Annotated in this window: 16 protein-coding genes and 4 pseudogenes; 4 read left to right on the forward strand and 16 right to left on the reverse strand. The window is 36.6% G+C overall.

Annotated features, from left to right (window positions below; genetic code table 11):
• Window positions 1-167: 167 nt before the first annotated feature.
• The 4 genes and pseudogenes from ACYH0O_RS12950 to ACYH0O_RS12965 all read right to left on the reverse strand — a co-directional run bounded on the left by ACYH0O_RS12950 (window position 168) and on the right by ACYH0O_RS12965 (window position 4,355).
• Window positions 168-1,289, reverse strand: a pseudogene (locus tag ACYH0O_RS12950) (sodium:solute symporter family transporter).
• A 472-nt stretch (window positions 1,290-1,761) separates the two neighbouring features.
• Window positions 1,762-2,715 (reverse strand): peptide-methionine (R)-S-oxide reductase MsrB, encoded by a 954-nt coding sequence (msrB, locus tag ACYH0O_RS12955; protein WP_482629046.1) that lies wholly within the window; start codon window positions 2,713-2,715, stop codon window positions 1,762-1,764.
• 109 nt (window positions 2,716-2,824) lie between these two features.
• Window positions 2,825-3,265 (reverse strand): OsmC family protein, encoded by a 441-nt coding sequence (locus tag ACYH0O_RS12960; RefSeq protein WP_482629047.1) that lies wholly within the window; start codon window positions 3,263-3,265, stop codon window positions 2,825-2,827.
• Between the two features lie 751 nt (window positions 3,266-4,016).
• A complete protein-coding gene (locus ACYH0O_RS12965) occupies window positions 4,017-4,355 on the reverse strand; it encodes an MmcQ/YjbR family DNA-binding protein (RefSeq protein ID WP_482629048.1) in 339 nt (112 codons plus the stop codon).
• Window positions 4,356-5,488: 1,133 nt separating this feature from the next.
• On the opposite strand from ACYH0O_RS12965, the gene ACYH0O_RS12970 reads away from it, so the two are divergent.
• From ACYH0O_RS12970 to ACYH0O_RS12980, 3 genes are all read left to right on the forward strand, one after another.
• The gene (locus ACYH0O_RS12970; RefSeq protein WP_482629049.1) at window positions 5,489-6,775 is read left to right on the forward strand and encodes an MFS transporter; all 1,287 of its coding nucleotides are present in this window, start codon (window positions 5,489-5,491) and stop codon (window positions 6,773-6,775) included.
• A gap of 17 nt (window positions 6,776-6,792) precedes the next feature.
• Window positions 6,793-7,341, forward strand: coding sequence for a hypothetical protein (locus ACYH0O_RS12975; RefSeq protein ID WP_482629050.1), 549 nt, complete (start codon window positions 6,793-6,795; stop codon window positions 7,339-7,341).
• A 66-nt stretch (window positions 7,342-7,407) separates the two neighbouring features.
• A complete protein-coding gene (locus ACYH0O_RS12980; RefSeq protein ID WP_482629051.1) occupies window positions 7,408-8,022 on the forward strand; it encodes a thioredoxin family protein in 615 nt (204 codons plus the stop codon).
• 317 nt (window positions 8,023-8,339) lie between these two features.
• On the opposite strand, the gene ACYH0O_RS12985 is transcribed toward ACYH0O_RS12980, so the two are convergent.
• The 12 genes and pseudogenes from ACYH0O_RS12985 to ACYH0O_RS13040 all read right to left on the reverse strand — a co-directional run bounded on the left by ACYH0O_RS12985 (window position 8,340) and on the right by ACYH0O_RS13040 (window position 23,521).
• Window positions 8,340-8,498 carry an ATP-binding protein gene (locus tag ACYH0O_RS12985; RefSeq protein ID WP_258549852.1) on the reverse strand — a complete coding sequence of 53 codons (159 nt, stop codon included), beginning with the start codon at window positions 8,496-8,498 and terminating at the stop codon, window positions 8,340-8,342.
• Between the two features lie 212 nt (window positions 8,499-8,710).
• Window positions 8,711-8,941 carry a hypothetical protein gene (locus tag ACYH0O_RS12990; protein ID WP_482629052.1) on the reverse strand — a complete coding sequence of 77 codons (231 nt, stop codon included), beginning with the start codon at window positions 8,939-8,941 and terminating at the stop codon, window positions 8,711-8,713.
• Between the two features lie 702 nt (window positions 8,942-9,643).
• Window positions 9,644-9,991, reverse strand: coding sequence for a protein YmzB (gene ymzB / locus ACYH0O_RS12995; protein WP_482629053.1), 348 nt, complete (start codon window positions 9,989-9,991; stop codon window positions 9,644-9,646).
• A 1,369-nt stretch (window positions 9,992-11,360) separates the two neighbouring features.
• On the reverse strand, window positions 11,361-11,972 hold the full coding sequence (gene wrbA / locus ACYH0O_RS13000; RefSeq protein ID WP_482629054.1) for an NAD(P)H:quinone oxidoreductase: 612 nt from the start codon (window positions 11,970-11,972) through the stop codon (window positions 11,361-11,363).
• 312 nt (window positions 11,973-12,284) lie between these two features.
• Window positions 12,285-12,898, reverse strand: a pseudogene (locus ACYH0O_RS13005) (alpha/beta hydrolase).
• 13 nt (window positions 12,899-12,911) lie between these two features.
• Window positions 12,912-13,836: pseudogene (locus ACYH0O_RS13010) on the reverse strand (ring-cleaving dioxygenase).
• Between the two features lie 31 nt (window positions 13,837-13,867).
• Window positions 13,868-14,476: a flavin reductase family protein gene (locus ACYH0O_RS13015; RefSeq protein ID WP_482629055.1), complete on the reverse strand. Its 609-nt coding sequence runs from the start codon at window positions 14,474-14,476 to the stop codon at window positions 13,868-13,870.
• 24 nt (window positions 14,477-14,500) lie between these two features.
• The gene (locus tag ACYH0O_RS13020; protein WP_482629056.1) at window positions 14,501-15,439 is read right to left on the reverse strand and encodes a ring-cleaving dioxygenase; all 939 of its coding nucleotides are present in this window, start codon (window positions 15,437-15,439) and stop codon (window positions 14,501-14,503) included.
• A gap of 1,358 nt (window positions 15,440-16,797) precedes the next feature.
• Window positions 16,798-16,989: a hypothetical protein gene (locus tag ACYH0O_RS13025; RefSeq protein WP_482629057.1), complete on the reverse strand. Its 192-nt coding sequence runs from the start codon at window positions 16,987-16,989 to the stop codon at window positions 16,798-16,800.
• An 893-nt stretch (window positions 16,990-17,882) separates the two neighbouring features.
• A complete protein-coding gene (locus tag ACYH0O_RS13030; protein WP_482629058.1) occupies window positions 17,883-19,721 on the reverse strand; it encodes a PAS domain S-box protein in 1,839 nt (612 codons plus the stop codon).
• A 1,156-nt stretch (window positions 19,722-20,877) separates the two neighbouring features.
• Window positions 20,878-21,672, reverse strand: coding sequence for a cyclase family protein (locus tag ACYH0O_RS13035; protein WP_482629059.1), 795 nt, complete (start codon window positions 21,670-21,672; stop codon window positions 20,878-20,880).
• Window positions 21,673-22,870: 1,198 nt separating this feature from the next.
• Window positions 22,871-23,521 (reverse strand): FMN-dependent NADH-azoreductase, encoded by a 651-nt coding sequence (locus ACYH0O_RS13040; protein WP_482629060.1) that lies wholly within the window; start codon window positions 23,519-23,521, stop codon window positions 22,871-22,873.
• Window positions 23,522-23,773: 252 nt separating this feature from the next.
• On the opposite strand from ACYH0O_RS13040, the pseudogene ACYH0O_RS13045 reads away from it, so the two are divergent.
• Window positions 23,774-24,242 (forward strand): annotated as a pseudogene (locus ACYH0O_RS13045) (RrF2 family transcriptional regulator).
• Window positions 24,243-24,828: the final 586 nt, after the last annotated feature.

Raw genomic sequence — 24,828 nt, forward strand, 5'->3', positions numbered from 1 at the left:
GGAATTCATACAAAGACTGTTCAGGATAACCACCTAAGTAGTTATCTAAAAGTGGACCTACAACTTAGTTCAATTTGTCTTAGTGTTTTCACCAGAACCGGTCTTGATAAATTTAAAATCCACTCTTTCTATACAAGCCCTATTGTATAAGAAAATAACAGTCCATATTAAGCTTTTACTAATTTAGGCTGTGTCTCTTTTACTGTATCAGGATAAATTAAAGAGAATACAATACCAGCGATTAAGCAAATAAAGAACGTTGTAGCCTTTGCTGTTAAAATCGACTCAAGCGATGAAAGCGGCCAAACGATAGCACTGACAAAACCGACAATAATCGTTGAGATAACACCCCTACCTGAAATACGCTTCCAGAAAAAAATTAATAAGATAATAACAGAAAATGTATTTCCGATACCTGCCCATGCAAAGGATACAAGACTATAAATAACAGAGCCAGATTTTAGCGAAATAATTATGCCCACAATACCACTAATAACCGCTATAAGACGTGAAAGATGAACCAACTTTCTGCTTGAGATATTCCAACGTAATGTTTTGTGAATAATATCTTCACTAATAGAAGTTGTAATCACTATTAGCTGTGATGACGCAGTAGACATAATTGCTGCTAAAATTCCTGCAACGATAATTCCTGCAACCCATGGAGGTAAGATATCGAATACCATGTGAGGTAAAATCACCTCTGGATCATCGATCGTGGCTTGTTTGTATAAAGTCGAAGCGAAAATCGCTGATAAAAAGGCACCAATATAGACAATCAGCGTCCAAATAATTGCCATATTACGGCCTGTAGTACGCTCTTTTTCCGTTGAGATGGCCATAAAACGAGAGCTTAATTGAGGCTGACCACCTAACCAGCCAAAGAACCAGGAAAGGTTTGTAAAAAGCATAGCCCCTAAGTCAATCCCATTTTAGCCTCCAACCCAGCTATCTGCACCATTTCCCATATTCGCAAGCTCAGTTGAAATACTTAATCCTTGATTTTTTATTTCCATGAAAGCTGCAATAGGCACGATAATGAACGAAGCAAGCATTAAAAAGCTTTGAATCGTATCTGTCCAAACGACAGACATAAATCCACCCATACAAGAATATGCAATAATGATTACGGCTATAATAATGGTTCCCCATGTTATATTAAAACCTGAGAATGAATAAATGGTTTTCCCTATACCTGAAAATTGAGCAGCTAAATAACAAACAAAGAATGATGGTAAATGAAAATTTAGGTATTTCAATCGTACCGAATTCGATTTTAATCCATGCACCTAATACCCTTATTCGAAAAAAATTAATGAGTTGTATGTTAGATACGTCGGTATTGCACACAAACAGAATATTCAGCTTTCTCAAAGCGCTTTAAAATTTGTGGAAATTTCTAAAAGTATTGCTTCAAGTTTGAAATATGATTATTGATAAATGAAAATTCTGATATAATATCTGATTTACGCTACTAGTAAATGGACCCAGTATAGCCCCGGTGTCATCTTATTTAGGTACCATTGATTACGATGCTGGTAATATCTTGATTATTCGATCCTATTCTTTTCTATTTTAATGATTTATGCTCTGCTTTTTTACTTCAACTTTGGAAATGGGAATTAATATAGCAGTAACCTTGGGCAGAGTTTAAGTTTGGAGATGTCGCTCTTTCACTTTACATTTTAAACTGCTACCTAGCTTAAAGATTGGCCTTGTAATGAGAAAGCCCTTGGAGAAACCCCCAAAGACTTTAGATTTCTATTGAAACAAACCAAGATATTCCTCGTAGCCCTCTTCCTGTAGTTTATCTTTTGGAATAAATTTAAGGGCAGCAGAGTTGATACAATACCGAAGCCCGCCTTTATCACGTGGACCGTCATCAAATACGTGTCCTAAATGAGAATCTGCTGAGTTGCTTCTTACTTCTATCCGTCTCATCCCATGGGAAGTGTCAAGTTTTTCCATTACTTCTTGTTGCTCGATTGGCTTTGTGAAGCTTGGCCACCCACAGCCAGAATCAAATTTATCAAGAGAACTAAATAATGGTTTGCCAGAAACAATATCGACATAAATCCCTTCATCTTTATGATCCCAGAATTCATTTTGAAAGGGTGGTTCAGTTCCGTTTTCTTGTGTGACACGATATTGAATAGGATTAAGCTTCTTGATGTTTTCAGCCTGATGCTTCTTCCAGTTTTCTCGAATAAAACCTGCTCGCCCTGATCCTTCCTTATATCGGTTATAATGAAAGGAATTCTTTTTATAATAGTGCTGATGATATTCTTCTGCAGGATAAAACACAGACGCCTCTTTAACTTCTGTCACAATTGGCTTTGAAAACCTTTTACTTTCTTCTAATTTCTGCTTTGATTCTTCGGCTAGTCGCTTTTGCTCCTCTGTATGATAAAAAATAGCAGTTTTGTATGACTCTCCTCGATCACCAAACTGACCATGAGCATCGGTAGGATCAATTTGCTGCCAGAAAAGCTCTAATAGCTTCTCGTACGGAAAAACGGTTGGGTCGAACGTAATTTGAACTGCCTCATAATGACCAGTTGTATTAGAGCACACATCATTATAAGTTGGGTTCTCTTTATGCCCACCTGTATAGCCAGACACAACTTTTTTAATACCTGGTAACTCATCAAAGGGTTGAACCATACACCAAAAACAGCCACCTGCAAACGTAGCTAATTCATATTGTACTGACATAAACAGACCTCCATTATAGTTAATATATCCCTAGTTAGCGTAACCTTTTTTTCTTCATTGGGACAATAAACCTCTCCGTACAAACAGGGTTCCTTGCCTAAACTTAAGATTATTTTCTTCTCCAAGTGGATTGAATCTTAATAAAGTTTGTATCCTTTAAAATATTAAATACTGGGCATCTTGAATCTGTCTTTTCCTTAAGTTCTTGAACTCTATCGTCAGATTCGTCAGTATCAACAAGTGCTTCAATTGTAAGGGTCTGGAAGTATTGCTTTACGGATACATCTCCCCTTAAACCTCTTGGATCTAAAACTCCTTCAATTTTGAAGTCGATTCCATTTAAATTAAACTTCATTTCCTTTGCAACCATGTTGGCAATAGCGTTTTCACAGCCTGCAAGAGAGCCTAACAGTGTATTTAACGGATTTGCCCCCTTATCACTTCCACCTAAGTTTTTTGGCTCGTCTACATAAAATGTATGAGCTCCTGCCTTTACTTGTGTTGTTACCTTTTGAGATGCCGATTCGATATTGAATTTCACTGATGGCATTATATATTCCTCCTCTAAATTGTTTTTACTTATATTTAGGAATATACCTGAAATCCTTTAAAAAATATGTTAGATGCCTTACATATTTAACGAAAAATAAAATTACACGTTTATTTTTGAACTGGCCAAGGTGGTCCTAGGTAAATAATATTCTTTTGCGTTACTTACCGGAAATGAAATGTACATTAATTTAGCTAAAGATTAGTTTGAAGCAGAGAGTGTTGGATTGTTCAGCATTAGTTTGAAGACTCAAGAACTTTGGAAGCCTCTGAGTCCCAAAAAAACCAGATTACAGACCAGACGCGCCCCAATTTTTAAAAACTGATTGAACACTGCGTCCATTTAAGTATGGCCATTTCTTGTTGTTTTAGAATTTAATTTTCATGGTAATTCAACATTTCGTTTCCATTAAATTATGCAAGTACTAAAAAGTGTACTTATTTCTTTAAGTTGCTAAAGAAATAAAGCTGCTTATTGAGCAGGAACTATCATAAAAGAAAAAAAGGAGAAAGAACCATAACATTCTATAAACTAATTTTTCCATTAAGGACACGGTATACAGGACGTCCAGAATAAAAAAACTCCAAAGCTAGTTGGCTAAGGAGGTATAAATATAACCCATAATTTTCTCAAGTAACTGGTTGTACTTATCTTTAGACGAAGGATTCCATTTAGTCACTACTTTCGCCTTTCTGTAATGATTCTTTATGAATACCAATGAAATTTATTCTTCAATCCAACTATTGTAAAACTAAATAGACTCCCGGATTCTCTTAGGAAGACCTTTGACAACCAAATCGTAAGATTGGTCAATCATTGCAAAGATATCCGACTCCGGCAAAGAACCCTCGAGAATAATTGTATTCCAATGCTGTTTGTTCATATGGTACCCCGGTAGGACGTCCTCATGCTTCTCTCTCAAGTATTCCGCATACACAGGATCGCATTTGAGGATTAAGTACTCTTTTTCCTTATAAAAAAGAGCGAATATTTTATTTCCAATTTTTATCGCGATTGGATCGGGTCCCACGGGATAATCCTTAATCGCTCCTTTTTTGCTTATGGAGTATTCGATGAATTTATTTTTCAACCTACCTAATCTCCTTCGTAAATGACATCGTAAATCCTCGCTGTTAATCTATACCGTTGAGGCATCTTCAATTTTTTATATTATAAAACGAACGTTCGCAATCTTCAAACAGAATCCGTTAATTAAGCGTAAGGTGCAATTCTACCGGCAGCCAGGGTTGAGTTTTTCCTCCAAAATAATATGGGCTAAGTCATTGGATTTCATTACAGTAACATTATTTATTGCAACGAATGGAATTCTTTAGCTTTAAGCGGTTCCATCATCGACCTATGGTCAAATCTGAAGCACCAGCTAAAAGACTATACATTTTTATATCGTTATTATATGTTGCTGTGACAGAAAGCTCAAATGTATGGTCACCGGTAAATTGATGTATCTCAATACCAGATCTTTTCTGATTTGTTTGCTTAAATTCTGGCAGCTTGTTTTAAGATTGCAGTTTTCCACAGTGTCGTTGTTCGCATCAGTTAGCTTTGGCGATTTATAACACGCCTGCGGAAATGCTGCATTCTGAAAGATATAGGCTTCTGCCTGGTGTTTTCATTCGGCATAGCCATTTTTCTGGGAGTCTAATTCGATCAGTATTTTTTTGGCATGAAGTCGTCTTCAAGGAACACTTCCATCATGGCATCCTGTTTCGTCCAGCCCGCCTATTCTCGGCAAAATCTTCCGTTGTCTATCCTCTCGTTAGAGTGGTCACATCGTGGCCATCACCAAGCAATACATGGACTTAAAATGCTATTCCTCCTAAAATGTGTATATTAATGCATATTCTTCTTTTAGTTTATTAATTGAGAGAATATTCTCCTACCATCCAGGACAATTGAAAAAAAAACTGACTGATAAACTCAATGGTACTTGGGCAAATGTCATCTTCATTATATCGTTCTGTCATTTACACCAATTTTAAAAATAAAATGGCAAACTGTAAGCTGCATTACAGAACTATGTTCTTTTTAGAATTATAATATGCCTATCATTCGATATTGGAGGTGGCAGAACGATATCAACCTAAAATATAACCGAACAGCTGGAAGCTGCAGATTTAAAAATAAAAGTGGATCTGATGGAAACCACTATACATGTTAACATGAATATTGCCAATATAAAGTATCAGAAAGAAGCTGAAACCGATGAACCTTCGAACCTTGTGTAATCGGACTCGTGAAGGGAATGTTCGAAACATCGAAGCAAACTCACCCCCTCAGGGAATACCTGCGAAGGCGGGCGACTGGCTTCTGATCGTCGCCCTCTTTATTGCATCTCTGAATCTAAGGCCTACAATTAGTTCAATTTCGCCCATGCTTGAGGTCATTCGAAAAGATCTAGACATGAATGCATTTACCGCCAGTTTATTAACCTCTATTCCGGTTCTTTGCATGGGCTTTCTTTCACCGCTATCCATTCGACTTGGCAAACATATTGGCTTTGAACGAGGAATTGCCTGTTCACTGGTTTTGATAACAGGAGGCACGCTTTTGCGTATTGTCGCGCATTCCACTCCCATGATGCTTCTTACCGCCGTTTTGACAGGTATTGGCATAGCTGTGATGGGACCACTTTTATCCGGATATATCAAAAAGCACTTTTTTCGCAACATTCCAATTATGATCGCCTTATACTCTATGGCCTTGTCGCTGGGGGCCGCTTTGGGCGCCAGCTTGTCCGCTCCTATTCAAATGAAATTACACTCATGGCAAACAGCGCTTGCTTTTTGGGCGTTGCTCGCGGTCACAGCTGTTCCAGTGTGGTATGCAGTAGTTAAACAGCAAGTCTATTCTCCAATCGTTGAGGCTACAGAACCGTCTCAAACATCGGCTTTGCCGTGGGGAAATAAAAAAGCATGGCTGTTAACCATCCACTTTGGACTTATGGCTTTGGTTTTTTATTCCCTGATGGGATGGCTCCCACCCATGATGGAAAGTGCGGGATACTCAGTCTTTTACGCGGGTATGTTACTGACGATGTTTGCCTTGGTTCAAATACCGAGCGGACTGGTGGTTCATATGCTGCTGAAACGCTTCCCTTCCCGCCTGGTCTGGCTTCTTTCAGCCTCATTTCTACAGCTGATCGGGCTGATCTTAATTTTTTTCGCTACACTTCCTTGGTTGGCGGCTCTATTATGCGGGTTTGGATGCGGAATGCTATTTACTTTAGGGTCCTTGCTACCGATAGACGAAGCGGCAAATCCCCAAGAGGCGGCATCCTGGTCAGCTATGACACAATCTGTTGGATACTTGATTGGAGCAATCGGACCGGTCTTTGTCGGTTGGGTTAATGATATTACAAATAAATTCAGCTTTGCGATAGCGGGATTGATTCTTATCACTTTAATATTAGCGATGGTCCAATGGATGATAGTTCCACGAAAAGAAAAATCAGCAGTTGAAACCTCAGTAGGGATCATGAATCGCATTTAATAATAAGAGGAATACTAGTGACCATCGCATTCCTCAGTGATACCGTCGTTGTTATTACCCTGACCGATCGGATCACGGAGAAGACGATTATCCAAGGTATTTACACCAGCGTTACGAATGAACCACAAAAGTTATTGAAAAGATTGAAGGAAAATTCCTATGAATTCACATCCGCCCCTTCTCGAATCACCCAATGGGCTATGATTTCATTTATAGAACACGGACATTGGTATCGGCATATCCGAAGAGTACGTAAATTATATCGTAAAAAACATCATAAATTAATTGAGCTTATTCAGAATAATTTTCACAACCAAATAAAAATTACTGGTCAAAATGCCTGCCTTCATTTACAAATCACGCTTAACATGAATCAATCCACAGAGACCCTGATAAAATCAGCTGCTGAAGAAGTAATAATTGTTTTTGTTTTTAAAAACATGTGGATTACGAAAAGAACTGAGCCTTTACCAAGATTGTGTTTAGGGTTTGCTGGCGTGGGTGAGAAAGACATTGAAATTGGAATAGAGTTATTAAAGAAGGCTTGGTTACCCTATCTTCAGTAACCCTTATGCAAATTTTATTATTGTAAAGTGATAAATGATAGTTTTTTGAAAGGATGGAACACTATAATGAATGAAACATTAAATTTAAAACATAAATTTGGGCATGGAATGACTCCTCAACAGTTTATGGAAACTATGGAAACTAGAGTAATGGAACAAAGCAAAATATTAAATACAAAGGATCAATTTTTGTACATCTATGAAAATTTTTCATTGGATAAAAATACGGATAACTCGTTCTTTAATTCTTTACGTAATACTCAAGATCTTTATTGCTTAATTCTTTGTACCGATTGGTGCCCAGATGTTATTTGGAATGTCCCAGTTCTTTTTCGCGTTATGGAAAATTGCAACATTCCTACAGAAGTATTATTAATGGAAGAACACTTGGAAACTATGGACCATTTTTTGACTGATGGAGTACGTAACCAACCAATTGCTGTCATCCTTGATAAAAATGGTAATGTATTGGGTAGGTGGGGAGCTCGACCTGCCTATATTCAAGCTGTTATGGATCAATTTAAAAGTTCCAATCCTAACAAGGAAGCTCCTGATTACAAAGAGAAAATAGGAAAAGTATATGGAGAAATAGGTGAGTTGTACCATTTGGGAACTCACTATCAGAAAGTTATACTACAGGAATTAACTGTACTTTTTTCCTCTATAAAAGACTTTGGATAAAGTGTTACAATTGTTAAAGAAAGAAGGACATTACGGTACGAACTAAATGTACTAAGTCCCTATCAATGGGACATACCGATCATATGAAAAGCATTATGAATATTGTTAAATAGTTAGTAGATATAGAATAATCTAACCAAATGATTCCTTATAATCCATGTACTACAACGATAATTAACGAACATATGGAGTTCTGAAACAAGTTAAGCTAGTGTAATGGAGATATTTGCTTACTTTATCAATAAAGATGATGTTTCTAAACATTTACCTTTATTGTTGCATACAATGTCAGTTGTATCATCCTCAAAATCGTCGATTTAAACTTCCACAGAAGGACTTTTCAATCCTTCTGTGTCTTCATTTGCTTTTCTTTTAAGCCTATAACTATTACCCTTTAGAATGAATACACCCGCATGGTACAAAAGGCGGTATAAAATAGCTGTTGCTATAAAAGGATTTTCCGCCATTTCTCCCATCTCTCCAAACCAGTATAATCGAACCACTTTAGTATCTTCTAGAAATTCCTTGATACAGGTTACGACATCTTGAAAATCAAAGTAATTGTATCCTATCCACCTATTATCAAAACTAAAGGTTTCCCAAACGATCGAAACTTAAGTTAAAACATCAAAAAATCGAGTATTAAACCTATTCGATTATATACTCGATTTGATATTCTCTTTGACGACTAATCAACTATTTTCACTAGCATTTCATAATGTAGGCACTTCCCAAAAAATTGTTTTAGCTGTTCAATTAAGTCCTGGAATACCGAATGTTCATGATACATAAAATCGTTATGTTTTCCATTAATGATGAATAGCTGCTGCTTAGGATCTGTTGCTGCATCGTAAAAACGAAGTGATTCTTCCGCTGAATAAAGCAGGTTGTCTTTTCCATGTCTATAAATAATGGACATTCAATATCTTTTGCTATTTTATCAGCGTCTAGTTCAATAATAGATTCAGTAAATTGCAAATGAGTTTGTTTACCGAATGGTGATAACGGTGCAAGTTCTTTTTGTACATAATCATTTGTAGCAGGATCTAACGGATAACGGATAATGGATAATGGATAAATGGAACCTCATATTTTGAACTTCCAGACGAAACTCCCTCTGCGAGTACATCTACTAAATGGACTCCTTGCACTTGGCCGCTGCACCCCTGCCTTTCGATTCCAAGACGCATTTGCAAAAGTCATACGGCAACCTCGATTTGGTCATTTTTTATATGACCCGAGCCCATCACCGCATTTTGCGATTTCTGAGGCGTCTGTTCCCTTCTACGGTGACGGGAACCAAGCGTAATATTGAGCACCTTCGTCGTCGGGTCGTCTTACAGTGAGTAAATCATCCCGCCGGCAAGGCCCTTATCCCAAATGCCTTGGTATACACAACAGTACTTATAATATTGCCCCGGACGAGAACTAAGCAGGACCCAACGAACCGTCTCACGTGTCAGGATCTGGAAGCGCAAGAGGAAATGTTTTACAAACGGAAGAACATACAAATCAGGATGCTGGACGGTTTGCAGGATGCCGTGACCGTTATCCAACTCTTTAACACGCTAATTTAATTAATAAAGGTATTACAGTAGAAACCTTATAAAAATTCAGGACCCTATTTATTTTTTAAAGTGTAAGTGGCTCTGTCCGTTTTTATTGTTAGAAATTCTTGAGAGGCTTCAAACGATAGAAGTTGTCTGATTGGTAACTCATAGCTATTTAATGGTAGAGGAGATGATCCATTCGGGTAAACGACGGTTCCTTTACCTTTTAATTGAATTGTGTAGGGATCAACATAGTCGTCTTCATCCTTCACTTGATGCACAATTTCCACATCCTCTAATGATATTGTATTCTTATCAATATCATCTTTCTCCTGCTTGTTTATGGATATATTCGTGCCCTTCCAGTTATTCAACGCTTTTAGAATTGACTGAATTTGTTCATTGTTTTTTTTCGTCATAAAGCTGCCCCCTTAATTTCGTTTCATAAATATTTTTATCAATTTTAGCCAAACTATGACTGATCATTTAAACATTTTAAAAGTCAGGCTTTATTTCATGGAAAGACAGGAGAAAGGGAATGCTAACGCAAAGCGTAATAATAATGCCAAAGTTCAAGGGAAAGTAAATCATCTTGTACTTTTTGCTCCATATGCAGAAATTGAAGCAAAAAAATGACCTCTAAGAAGAAAAGGTAACAGGATAATAGTGATTATGATCCTTCAAAAACATTTACAGCAAGCAATTGATTCAATATATTGTGTACTCTTATGTTTAAGTCAATTTTAGTTAGAAACACAAAATCAACAAGTTTAACCCTCTAACTGGCCCATTTGTTCAGTAATCACCGTTTAACAAAATCTGTATAAAAATTGATACCTATACTCTGAGAAATGATTCATAATGATGCTGTTTTTTAAGTTGAGACACAGTATTCTCATGTGAATTCAAAGTGCGGGATGCCGCCAACAACATCCGTGCCCATTTTTTATTCCTCCACGAGTTCGTCACCACTCGGATAGGCGTTGATTCCCTAGCTGAAGATCCACAAAGCTTGACACTTTTCCTTTTACTTCTAGAAGAGCTTTAAAGGCGGTTAGGCTTGAATCCTTTTCTCTCATGAAGTACCCCTGGGGCAGGATACACCTAGCCCAGGGGTGGCTATTTTAGTCTGCTCACCATAGTCAAGCAGTCTCTCTATGCTAAGATTTATTTATAAAACCACATAAACGATGTCATGTGTCTTTATTAATATAAGCTCTTGATTATGTAGTTATTTATTAAATAAATATTAAATTTATAAATGAAATTAATTGATATAAATTGAACATCATTAACATATCGCTCTATAAATAATTGAGCAAAAAGGAGCAAAAGAAGCTAGTCCGACAATGGCCAAGACCGGCCTTTAATGAATGTCTCAGTTAAAAAAGGAAAATCTCATGGCTACCCATGCGGATTCTGCTAATTGCGGCTCGAATCCAAGAAGAGGCGGAGAAGAAAAGTGAAAAGGTGGTTCTGCAACAATTCAGAAGACAATTCGTACTGCAAAACCTGCGCAGAATAGCATACTGAACCATGCAAAATTTTCAGAAAGCGAATTGTCTTCTGTAAAGTTAAGTATATTTAAATCGGTAATGACCTGATATATCTTGTTGAAATATAGTTGAGAGTATTAAAACAATCACAAAGTACTAAACAATGATATTGCAACTACAATCAACCTCACACTTCTACGAACAATCTTCGTCGAATATGCTAAACTTTTCTCACTCCATTTGACCGAAAAGAAACTGCCTATGCAATAAAGCTAATCCAAATTCCTTTATTTTACTGATTGGCTTTCTTTAGCCGCTCAGCGATGGTTACTGTACGTTTAGCTTGATGTTTTACAGCTGCTTGAACATCTTCAATCATTTTTCCATCCTGGCCAACTGTAACACTTGTTCCATATGGATTACCACCTGCTCCAAAAATAACCGAATCCGTATAGCCAGGTGTAGCAATAATCGCACCCCAATGCATCATGGAAGTGTATAAGGTTAAAAGTGTGGCTTCCTGTCCACCGTGTGGGTTCTGGGCAGATGTCATGGCACTTACAACTTTATTGACAGTCTTACCAGTCGCCCACAATCCACCTTGAATATCAAGGAATTGCTTCATTTGTGAAGGCATGTTCCCAAATCGGGTTGGAACGCTAAAGATAATTGCGTCTGCCCATTCAATATCGTCTCCAGTTGCGACTGGAACGTCCTTCATTGCTTCTACAGTTGATTTCCATACATCATTTTTCTCGATGATAGATGTTGGAGCTAATTCTTCTACTCTTAGAATTTTTACCTCAGCACCCGATTCTTTTGCCCCTTCTTCAGCCCACTGTGCCAATTGATAGTTGGTTCCACCCATGCTGTAAAAAATGACTGCTAATTTAACATTTGACATTGTTTTAATCTCCTTTATAGATGAATTTCCAAATAACTTGGATAGAAAACCTATTTTCATAAACCTCTTTTCCTTATTTAAATAAACAGTTCTTCTCTCTTTTGATTCACTTTTAAAAACTTATTGGTCATGTATACGAATTTACTTCCATTGACTGAACGAGATAGCGGTGGATAAAATGGGAGTTTTTCTATTTTACATTTGAGTGTAACTAAACCATGATAAAAAAATATTAATTTAAATTAAGTGTAATATAAAATCTCCAAGCTCTGCTTACAAATTGACTAACTTACTCCCTCATTAATATTCTTATTATAATGAAAACGGACACTTTCTATACCACTTTGCAACAGCCTCAACCTCTGCAACAGTAAGTTGATGCCCCCTGTTCTCCCAATGAAGCTCTACATTAGCGTTTGCCTTTTCAAGTATCGAGTGCAATTCTTTCGATTCCATTGGTGAACAAATTGGATCATTAGTACCGGCAGCTATAAACACATATTTCCCAGTCAAATCAGGAAGTTCAATTCCTTTTCTGGGAACCATTGGATGATAAAGAATAGCCCCCTTCAATGCATTTTGATAATGGAACAGTAGACTGGCTGCTATATTCGCACCATTTGAGTATCCGATGGCAATAATATTATCTCTGTCAAAACTATACCTTTCAGCAGATTCATCAAGAAATTCAGTTAATTCTTTTGTACGGAATACTAGATCTTCCTCATCAAAAACACCTTCAGCCAATCTGCGGAAGAAACGAGACATGCCATTTTCAAGAACATTCCCTCTGACGCTTAATATGGATGCTTCATCTCTATTCTTCCTGCAAAAGGGAGCAAATCTAACTCATTGCCTCCGGTTCCATGCAGCAGTAATAAGGTCGGTTTTGATTTATTTTTCCCTTTTTGAAATATGTGCTTCATAATTACCCTCCTTTTATTTAGGGACCTCTACAATGGGTAAGGCCTCTTCCAATTCTCCCCTCTTCGATTCCAGCCAAAAAGGTAACATAAGCCTGCTGCCAAGTTCCTTTAGTGGTTCGTCTACCGTAAATCCTGGAGGGTCTGTCGCAATTTCGAATAAAATGCCGCATTCTTCATGAAAGTAAAGTGCATTGAAGTAATTTCGATCTAGAATTCCAGTTGGATAATAGGCCTTCTCCTGCAGAAGGTTTCTCCACCTCATATGGTCCTCGCCATCTTTCGCTCTCCAGGCAATATGATGAACAGTACCAGCCCCCATAAGTCCTCGTACAGAAGGAGTAAGTTTTATATCAATCGTATTTCCAATCTCGGCTTCTAATTTAAACCTTAATAATCCTTCTTCTTGGCCGAGACATTCAAGCCCTAATACATTCTCAAGTACTTCAGCCGTTTTATTAGGCTTTGCAGAAATCAGGGTTGCTCCTTCAAAGCCTTTAATGGCAACCTCTGGATGAATGTCTTTCAAAATCCATGTATTCAAAGGCCCCGCAGACCGCTCTACCAGTTCGATTTCAAGGCCGTCTGGATCCTGGAATTGCAAGTAAGTTTCACCATAGCGAACCGTTTGTATAAACTTAATTCCAAATTTACTCAGCCGTTTTTTCCAAAATTCAATTGATTGATCAAGGATCACATAACTGGTCACCCAGACCTGACCCGCTCTTTTAGCTGCTTCTCCCACGGGAAGAAAGTCATAACAGTCCCAGGATCACCATTTTCATTACCGAAATAAAGATGATAGACTTCCGACCGATCAAAGTTAATTGTTTATTTACTAGCCTAAGTCCCAGTACCCGTGCATATAAGTCGATATTTCGCTGGGCATCGTTAACCATGGCCGTAATGTGATGGATACCTGAAGTAATTTGCAAATTCATCCCCTCCACTTCTTTAAAAGTGACTTAAATTCTACTTGGGTCTGTCGATAGGAAACATTTCGCCAATCTTTGCATAATTAATGCCAGCCAAACGGCTCACTGCAGCGAGTCCCTGTGGATCAATTCTTCCCTTTTCATAGATGCTTTCATCAATATGAAATTGAACAACCTTTCCAATGATAAAATCACAGCCAGGAGTATCCGTACCCCCTAATGAAAGCGAATGTTCCAAGGTACACTCCATACGGATTTTCGCTTCCATCACTCCAGGCACGGAAATTTTCGTACTTTCAGCTGGAATTAATTGTGCTAATTCTATTTCACTTTGATCAGGAAGCAGAGCTGCTGCTGTCATATTTATTTTTTCTACATTCTCCTCATCGACAATATGAACAACAAATTCCTTTGTGCTGATAATATTTCTGGCCGTATCCTTCCGCGTTCCTTCATTTCTTTGAATCGCTAAGGATATCATTGGGGGATTTGATGTTACGATATTGAAATAACTGAATGGTGCCCCATTCAACACACCTTCATTTGAGAGAGTTGTTATAAAGGCAATCGGCCTTGGTATGATGCTTCCTATTAAAAATTTATAATTTTCTCTTTCTGTATTGTCTATTGGGTCAATTGAAAGCATAGCGGGTCATCACCTCTTTTAAATTCAATCCAATTCCTTGACTGTAAACGGAATTAGAAGACTTTCTATCTTATCTCTTTGCGGCTCATACTGTTCTGGAAGCATTAACTTCTCGCCCATTGTTTCCTGGGATTCATCATGGGAAAATCCTGGAGCGTCTGTAGCAATTTCAAATAAGATTTCTCCAAGTTCCCTAAAATAAATAGCATTAAAGTAGTTTCTGTCTTGTACTGGTGTGACCCCGTATCCATTATCGGCAACATACTTTTGCCAATCCAATTGGTCTTGATCATCGATTGCCCTCCAGGCAATATGATGCACGGTTCCCACACCCATACTCCCCCGTCCAATTGGAGTTAATTTAAGATCGATGATATTTCCAATATCATCAGAAGAACGGTAACGGATAAAATCTCCTTCCTGGCCTACAACTTTAAGTCCCATTATGTTTTCAAGCAGATCAGCTGTCTTCGCCGGCTGAGTTGATAAGAGAGTTGCTCCACCGAAGCCTTTTATAGCTGCTTCAGGGGTAACCTCCCCGAAAGTCCAGGAATTCACTTCCCCTTCTTCTCTTTCAACTATCTCCAAATGAAGTCCATGAGGATCATCAAATTCTAAAAATTTCTCTCCGAAACGTTCCATTTTTGTATAAGGAACTTTAAATTTTTCTAGCCTTTCTTCCCAAAACTTCATGGCACCTGCCGGAACGACATACGAAGTGACTCCTACCTGGCCATCGCCAATAACCCCTTGACGGGCACCTGTCCAAGGAAAGAATGTAATGATTGTTCCTGGCCTGCCGCCCTCATTTCCAAAGTAAAGGTGATAAGTGCCTGGATCATCAAAATTGACCGTTTGCTTGACTAAACGCAATCCTAAAACTCCAGCATAGAAATCTACATTCTCTTGTGGATGGCCTACGATTGCAGTTATATGATGAATCCCCATTGTTTTTTTATTCATATTTACCTCACTCCTTTTAAAATTGGATTGATTATATTCTGTCACCACTGACATGGTTATGATGCCCAGGTATTTATTCTGCAGTTATTTTAACTTTTCATTCACTAAATATTTATAATGAAATCTTCATTATAGCCATATGGTTGTTTTATTTATAAATTTTGCGGGCTAAATTTCCTACCGAAGAGGATGAGAGTACCCATTGAACTGTCTGGGGGGTTCCCCCTTTTCTCTTTCCGGCAACCTTTCTACTATCAACTCTTGGATAAAACTCTCTCCTTCCTTTACGGCCTTTGTTTGAAAGACATACTCGAAATATTCAGCTTTGGTGACAATCCCTTCAACTACATAAAAATTTTTATCTAAATAGTCTTCAATTCCCAGCTGACAGCTTTAGAGGAACGATCAAAAAAATAACTTAACCCCTGATTTCCAAGTGGCAATTAAGCTATAGGAGTTTCTCCATGCACTATCAGCATTATGAGCAAAATTCACATGTTCCTATGAAGAGTAATTTATTGAAGCTTGCTGATTTTCACTGGGTATCTTTTGAAGAAATAACTGGAAAAATAATTAAAGGTACTCTTGATTAGGTGTGGTGGGGGAGTAGCACTCACTGCTCAATTTGTGTGAAGGAGTGTGTATCTTGATAATTACTACAAAAAAGAACCGGACGAATCTAACATCATGGTTTTGTTTTTGGAAGTGGTTATTTTAAATCAGTTTACTTAATTATTACCAATTGCAAAATTAAACAGAAATAGAGGCATAGCCTGGTTAGAGGGGTAAATATGGAACATTCAAAGTTTGGAGAGTTTATGTGGAGAGAAAGCTATGTATAAGGAGCTGGAGACTGCCGGAAAGATAGCCGTCATTCAATTTGATGAATATTTTAAAAGTTCATGGATTTATGACGTTCCAACTTTTTATCTAGCTTTATCTACTTGCCTCTGGCTCTTCGGCCCAAAGCTCTTCCTCATACACAGCAAACATATCAGCCTCATAGCATCCGGTATGAGCATTTTTATTAGGGAATATCGACACATAATATTGAGTTGATCCGTTTGGAAAGAGATAATAAATTTTCTCCTTAGCCAAGACTACAATTTGGCTATCTATGCTCTATCAAATGGAATAAGTCTTCCCGAGAGCGAAATAAACGTCGCCTGAACGAAAATGACCCGCCATCTTGACGGATCATTAGCTTTAAGAATCTGCCGCCGAACTACTGCTTGGCAATTTGTAAGAGCTTGGGGGGGATGTATCGGGATGTTGCCGTGGTGTCCATCAGGTGGAATTTAAATCTCCTGAGCGGCTTCAAATTTGGGCCATTAATCCTGATGAAAATATTCTGGGATTTATCCCCACGCAATTGTTGTCGTTCGGTTCGCCATTTCAGCTGTGACGGCAATATCATGGGTGATCAACATGATCGACATGCCCCGTTCTTTCCTTAGCGAGCGTAACAACTCCAAAATCTGGGCTTCAATAGTTATATCGAGGGCAGTCATCGGAGTCTTAAAAACCCGGCGAACAATCGTATGGCTCATCTCTAGTTACCTAACAATATCTCGCAATCCCCAAGCTTGGCGATCGGGCGTAAACACATCCAATATAGTTAATGCCTTACTTACTGTCTTTGAACTTATATATACGCACCCTTCTGGATTGATAATAGAACCAATATACTGAATATTAAATTAATTTAAATTTAATTTAGCATACTTTTATAAATTTTCAATTAATTTCGATGAGTTTTTTACATTTTTTCATTACCCGAAATACTTTAATAAAAGCTTATAGTATATAACATAAAAAAACAGTCTCTCTATCAGTTTGACAAAAAAATCCCATTAATCAATTTCCATTCAATAAGCGATCTAAACGGTTACAGAGTTGTATTTCACCTGCTATTAATTCAAATAATCTGATATCAAGTAGTAATAAAACAAGCATTTTTTTTTTTTAGTTCATACTCAGATTGGAGTTCCATAAGTTGACTTTTAACCATTTCGAGAGAACCAATAATTATTCATTTGCGATTTTGCTTATCAAATATGGAGTATTCGTAATCCCTTCGGAATTAGAACAAACAAAATACATAGTTACAACCAGAGAAGGTTTGATAGCTCGAAGGTACAAAGTTATCATTATATGCTTGAAATATTGATGGGCCTCCTATAGGATTAATATAATGAGCATAATTAAAGGATAGTCCTTTTTTAACTGATAGTTGAAGACTACTTCTTCCAATTCTTAATAACATGTATTTGGTTTTGACTTAATGTGCCAAGTTTTCCACTGTAAAATTCTCTAGAACTTTATATAGGCTTTAATTCGGTAACATTAACCCACCACAACCTAACCAATTCTGAGCAAAGGAACAATCGTCTATGATGGTTCCTTCTATTAAGATATTAAGCTGCAGTTTTGTATCAAAAAATTAATAAATTGGTAAAATAACTTCAACAATTGTTCCTTTTTTGTCATTCCTCAGGTGAAGGGTCCCTTTATGATTTTCTATGATTTGTTTCGAGATCATTAGCCCAAGTCCTGTGCCATTCTCTTTTGTGGTGAAAAAAGGTTCGTAAATACGATTTAATAAATGGTCTGGAATTCCACTACCCTCATCAATAAACAATAACTTTAACTTGTCAAACCCATGACTCCGTAATACTATGGTAATTTTCCCACCGTCTGGCATTGCTTCGATAGAATTTTTCAAGAAGTTAATAAACACTTGTTTTAATTGATTTTCATCACAAAAAATGGAGAAAATATTCGTTTCATATAATGTTATGATTTCGATATTGTTCATAAGCGCTTGTGTATCTATGAGAGTTTTAACACTTTCAAGGATTTGTTCAATATCACTTTTGGCGAACTTCATATTCTGTGGTTTAGAAAGAGTCAAAAGCTCAGATAATATCAATCCAATTCTATCCATTTCGGAAGTGATAATATCAAAATACGTCTTATAATCAGTAAGTTTTGCTTCCATAAGCTGCAAAAAACCTTTAATTGCAGTAAGTGGGTTCCGAATTTCATGAGCAATTCCAGCTGCAAGCTGCCCAGCCACTGTTAATTTTTCCGATTGGAGTAGTAGCTCTTGTGTTTGTTTCCTTTTGGAAACATCTCGAATAATTGAGTGAATTGCAGGCTCATTTTGAAAAACAGTTGGTACGGCTTTGACCTCCACCTCCAAAACACTGCCGTCCAATCGATTAATTTTGTAATCCTTAAAGTCAGCCGTTTGGCCATTCTTTACTTGTTGAATTCTCCTTTTAGCCAAGTTGAAGTATTCTTTATGTATAAAATCAAATATACTTTTATTCTGTAAATCTTCTTTGGTTGTGGCACCAAAAATTTCTAAACTTGTATCATTGGTATAGACAATAATAGAATCCTTTACAACAATAATAGCGTCGGGAGTGTGTTCGATTATATTTCGATACCGCGCTTCACTGATTCTTATAACTTCTTCGGCTTTTTTTCTTTCCGAAATATCCCTTACTACGCTAATGATTTCTTTTACATGATTCGTATTAGAATCAATTAACGGCTTACATAGGCATTCAACCCAAATGTAGCATCCATTCTTTTTCCGGACTCGATATGTATCAAAACCGCTTTCTTTTTTATTGATCAAATGTGTTTGATTTATTCTTGCTTTTTCAAAATCCTCAATATGTATCAAACTAGAACTAGGAGTTCCAATTAATTCATCTGGAGTATATCCAAGGATCTGGAGGTAAGCGGGAGAGATATAGATAATATTACCATTTAAATCCGTTCTGGTGGTCATCCCCAAGTAGTTATTTGTCAGTAATTGATAGAGAAAGTCTTTTTCATCTAACTTTTCCCTACTCTGCATGATTTCTGTGATATTTTTAGCAACTCCGTAAACACCTAATATTTCACTTCCTACGACAACTGGAAAGTGAGTGAAATTAAGATCAATACGATTTTGATTACTATTAATAATCGAACAATCAAAGTTTTGTAAACTTCCTTTAAGTGATAACTGTAAATGATGTAAAAATTTATCAGCTTGTTTGGATCCCATTAATTTCTGTAGGGTCATATGGGTTAATTCTTCACTACTGTATCCTGATATTTTTTCAAATTCTCGATTTGGTTTGATAATATGGCCTTCTATGTCGATTACAAAAACGATATCAGGAGAGCAATCAATAATAGATTTATAGTGGTGAGGATTTACATCTAAATACTTTAATAATAATTGTCTTTTTTCTTTAAATGATAATGTAGAACTGTTCATCTTTTTCTATCAGTCCTTTTTTTATGTGTAAAGAATGGGCCTGGGTATTATTCATTCTCTATACTAGATATTTAAATGCAAAAAGCCAAAATAAAAGTATCATTCGTCACTTTCATTTCGGCTTATGATAGTTTTCGTTTTTTTATTTGCCAAATTAAATTCCACCTTAGTTTGTAGGTTTTAATATAATAGCAAGGACACATTTGACTTAGTTGAAATACAAATCCCACAGAGATATAGATTATCTTTTTATTCAAAATATTATCAAATCGGATATTATTATGTAGTAAGCTTTTCAAGGTTGCTCGGACTGTTATTGTTCCATAACATGTTCAAAAAGTTGCATTTGTTCGTTCTCAGGTCGTTGGTTACAAACATTTCCTTCTCTTGAAATCAATTACACTTTTAATAACATCAGTTCACCCCACTTATTTTTTGTAGTGATGACTCCATTTTAACAACGTTTTTTTGGAGTGTCAACTCCATTCGGTTGAAGAAGATAACCCACAAAGGCCAAGTGTTCGACATCTGGTTCACCAAATTCACGCGCTCGTCGTATCACGAAGAGCCCTCTTTCAAACCCAGCTTTTCGGATATCTGTAACCATCTGTACTCCACGATTTACAATACGGGCACAAGATCTCTTACCTAGTAAAGAATGAGATAAAAAGTTTAGACAAAGGAAATAACGTTGATCTGTCCAAAAAAACAAAAATTCAAAAATAAAATGAAAATAAAAAATATCCCAAAAGAATCGCTTTTTAACGACCTTTTGGGTAAGTCCCTATATTTTTAGGTGTATTTTTTCATCTTTACTCTGTATTACTAATAAAGGTCAGATGCAATACTTGAATAAAATATAAAAAAGCAAAAATATTTTATGCCCGTTACTCTTAATCACTAGTCCATACGGATGAAAGATGAATGCTATTGATTTTGGTCAAACATTCCCTTGAAGAGTAAGTCATCCTTTGATCATGTGCATCGCCTCTATCCCCGCAATAATCCGTTTACCAGTCAGCAAGGACTTTAATCAAAGCACCGGGTGATTTCGTTTTTAATAAAGAGATGATCCGAGGACTTGAGCATCTAGATTGTCACCATACCTAATAAGAAAGATGGGGATTGGATTGGGACAAAACCCAGTGATTTTGTTCTAATCTTCCAGGATAGCTACAACCCTAGCCCAGCCAGCACTTGCCTTTTCGATGTTGACTGGAAAGGCTGAAACCTTAAACCCGTATGGTTTTGGTAGTTGATCCAAATTTGTTAGTTTTTCGATCTGTAAATATTCTTTTTCTCGTCCAAGCATGTGAGCTTCCCAAAACTGAGTTTTCCCCTCCAATGCTTCCTTTGCCAATACGTTAAAGGGTCTATCTAACCCCCAAGCATCGATTCCTATCATTTTTACTCCCTGATTCACTAACCATTCAGTCGACGATCTAATCAAACCAGGATGTTGGAATTCATAACCTTTATTCTCAAAATATTTCGAAGCATCTGTGCGAAGCAATACAATATCAAAGGGTTTCAGTTTATATTCAATTCGACTAAGTTCAGTTTGTAAATCATCAATCGTAATGGCTTCGCCAGCCTGCTTATGAGTCATACTCAGTACAACACCATCTCCATAACACCAAGAAAGTGGTACCTCATCAATTGTCCGTGCTGGTTCTCCACTTTTCATTGTCGATCCATAATGGTAAGGTGCATCGATATGCGTTCCACTGTGAGTCGAAAGATTAACATCTTCTACTGACCACCCCTCTCCTTGTGGCCAATACTCCTTCCCAAGCCCTAAAAACTTCTTAGTAGTTTCTACCGCTTGTTTGTGATCGAAGTAATTAATTTTATGAGGACTTGGCTCGAATTCTGATGTACTATTTTTTAACTTATCACTCAAATCAATCAGGGTCATACTTTTTCCATTTCTCTCTACCGTTTCTCTCATTATGTCACTCCTTATTTTTACTTTGAAAATCATACCACCATCAACATGAATCGTTTGCCCAATTTTGTATCTCGGAGAATCGAATATATCTCATTTTTCCACCTGCTTAGCAGTCAATTAAATCACTACATCAGAATTTATTGTCGCTAATTTTGAGCGATATCGCATGCCTAATTCCAGGGGAACTCTAAGAACGATTACAACTCGATTTTCTAGCACTCTTGTGTCAACCTTTTCATTGTAAATTTATGAACTTTCAAATATATTCATTTATTTACGAAGTATTCAACAATTTCAAAAAATTCGTTGATTTGCAAATATTGATAACTCCATTTTGGTTCTGACTCCAGACTTAAACAAGCATATGAATGAAAGGAAGTGTGATGTCTCGGGTTTGACGAGGCAAACTCGAGTGGCCAAGAGAGTACAAAAAACTCACATGACTTTTTACAAGGCCTTTAAACAAGTAAGAATTCCTATATTCTCGAGGGACACTCAGAACTTAAAGAACTGTCAAATCAAGATACTAAATACCTTGGATATACTATCTGATTTCTAGGGGAACTTATTTGGCAACAGCTTTTTCGAGCGAAAAATACTAATTAATAAATATGAGTAGTGGCAGCGAAGGTGACAACAGCCCAATAAGGAATTGCAAAGGTAATAACTGGATTTTAAGTCTTATGCTGGAAAGTAAAAAGAACGCCACCTTGCTGTATTTGATGGGAGTAAAATAAAAGTTTATCTTCAACAATCGTGCCCAATTGCTGAAGATAAATAATAGTACTAAATATAACCGAACTGAACTGAACACTAACAGATGCTCGCTTAGAGTTATTATGATTCAGTTACTGTATCCCCTACTACAATCGATATTCTATTCCAAACGTAAATGTGATTAATTATTAGAACACAGTCAACAAACCTCGTCATAGTGCTCAAGTACTCTGTCTACTCAAAAGCTACTTTTTCTGTATCTGTATAAAAACGTTTTTCACCATTTTTCTAGTGATCAACTGAATTCAGGTTAATACTAAATGCACATCCACTTTTTGAGAAGCCCGAATTTTGATATATTCACGAAGTTAAGGTCTGTAACTGTTGTTTTCGTATTCTGATCCATCATATCAATATTCTAAGTGCCTATGGTGCTATATTGTAATTATCAAATTTTTGTTCTAATTTTTTAATTATCTTCTTATATTTCATTTTCTAGTGCTAATCTTGAAGCTGCTTCTTCAGCTTCTTTATTTGCTTGATGCAACACTTCATTTCTATCTAGTAAAGCTGTTCCTTGCGCCCGAATGATTTGATAATCTTCAACGCCAAGGAAATTGAACATTGACTTCAGGTATTTATTAGAGTATTCAACTTCTGTATACCAATCATCATTTGTATAGATTGATCCACTTGCTTGTATGACAAGCATTCTTCGGCCGTCTTTAAGTAGACCCACAGACCCATTTTCAGTATATTTAAAAGTTTCACGAGCGATCATGATATTGTCCATATAATCTTTTAACTTTGATGGAATATTAAAATTATGCAAGGGTAAAACGACAACATACGTTTTTGCACTTTTGAATTGTTGTAAGATCTCGGACATACGCTCCGTTACTTTTTGTTCTTGGATTGTTAGCTCCATTTCGTTTCGTTGTTTTTCCCATGCACTTAATACTGTTTTATCTATCATAGGCACTAAATCACTGTACAAGTTAATTTGTTCAATTACTTCGCTATTAGGGATTAGCTTTTTATAAGTCTGCAAAAAGTGGTTAAAAACCTGCAAGCTAATTGAAGAAGTATCATCGAATTTAGGATGTGCGTTAATGATAAGTGTTTTGTTCATTTGTATTTCTCCTTTAAAATGAAATATGAATAATTATTAAAGACTAATTTAATCGACGATTAACACGGTCAATAATAAGTTATATAATTATCTTTGTCAATTGAATAAAATTCACTAAAAGACATTTCTGACATATGACTAAACCTTTAAATACTCATAATATACAATTTAATACTTCCTAATAATAAGTAGGTGATTTTATTGCAATATAGCGTCGGTGTTGAATAAGCTTTACATTGTCTTGTTTATTTAATTGATGTGCCTTCCAATGAAAGTGTTGGGATAAAGGATCTGGCAGAATTTCAAGGCCTATCTGAGACATTTCTTTCAAAAATTTTCGGTAAATTATCTAAGGGTGGAATTGTAAGTTCTGTCCCTGGTGTAAAGAGAGGATATAGGTTATCTAAGTCTCAAGAAGATATTTCCTTCTGGGATGTTGTTGAAGCAGTTGAATGGTCCTAAGCCTATTTTTCAATGTAAAAACATTAAAGACAATGGCTACTTGTATAGAGAAAACTGTTGTACAGCCCCATCCTCTTGCACCATCAATTTAGTTATGCTCTCTGCGGAAGAAAAAATGCGTGATTTTTTGCGTAGTAAAACTCTTTCATGGTTAAATGAAGGGCTTGATCGTGTCTTGCCGAAACAAATACGTGATAAAACTAAGAAATATTTTTCCAGCGACATACAAAAAACCTCAACATTTTCTTTAATTTGTTAATGTCCCCTTAAGCAGACATTCAAAAAACCTTCTTGATACTATGGAGGAAAGAATGTACTTGGAGGGGAATTTTCTATAGCAAAGAAAGGACAATGATGTCGGAAATAGACATACAATCCGTCATCCGAAGGAAGAGAAAACAGCAATGCCACAGTACTTCTGTCAATTTTCCTAATCACCTAAAATGAAAATCAAGAAATCTGGACCTAAACAAAAAATGGCAACGGATATAACCTAAGTATTTGTTGGGGAAGAATTTTAATAATTATCGGTCATACAAGATCTCTTTAATAACGAAATAGTAAGTTGGGAGCTATCCAACAGATATAGTCTTGAACTTGTATTAAATACGATAGGATAGAAAGATGGACAAGGAAAAAGTCGTAACTGGAGCCGTTCTCCATTCTGATCAAGGCTTCCGGTATGCGTCAAAACTATTCAACAGCCGAATAGAGATTATGGCATCAAAGGCATCTTCTCTATAGACACTTTCTGATCATATTAGGGGTAGTACCAGCGAAGCTGTCACCACCCGCAATAAAGGAGATACCAAGATTTAATTTTAATCCTTCAATAAACGCATACC

Source organism: Rossellomorea sp. H136 (assembly GCF_056838065.1).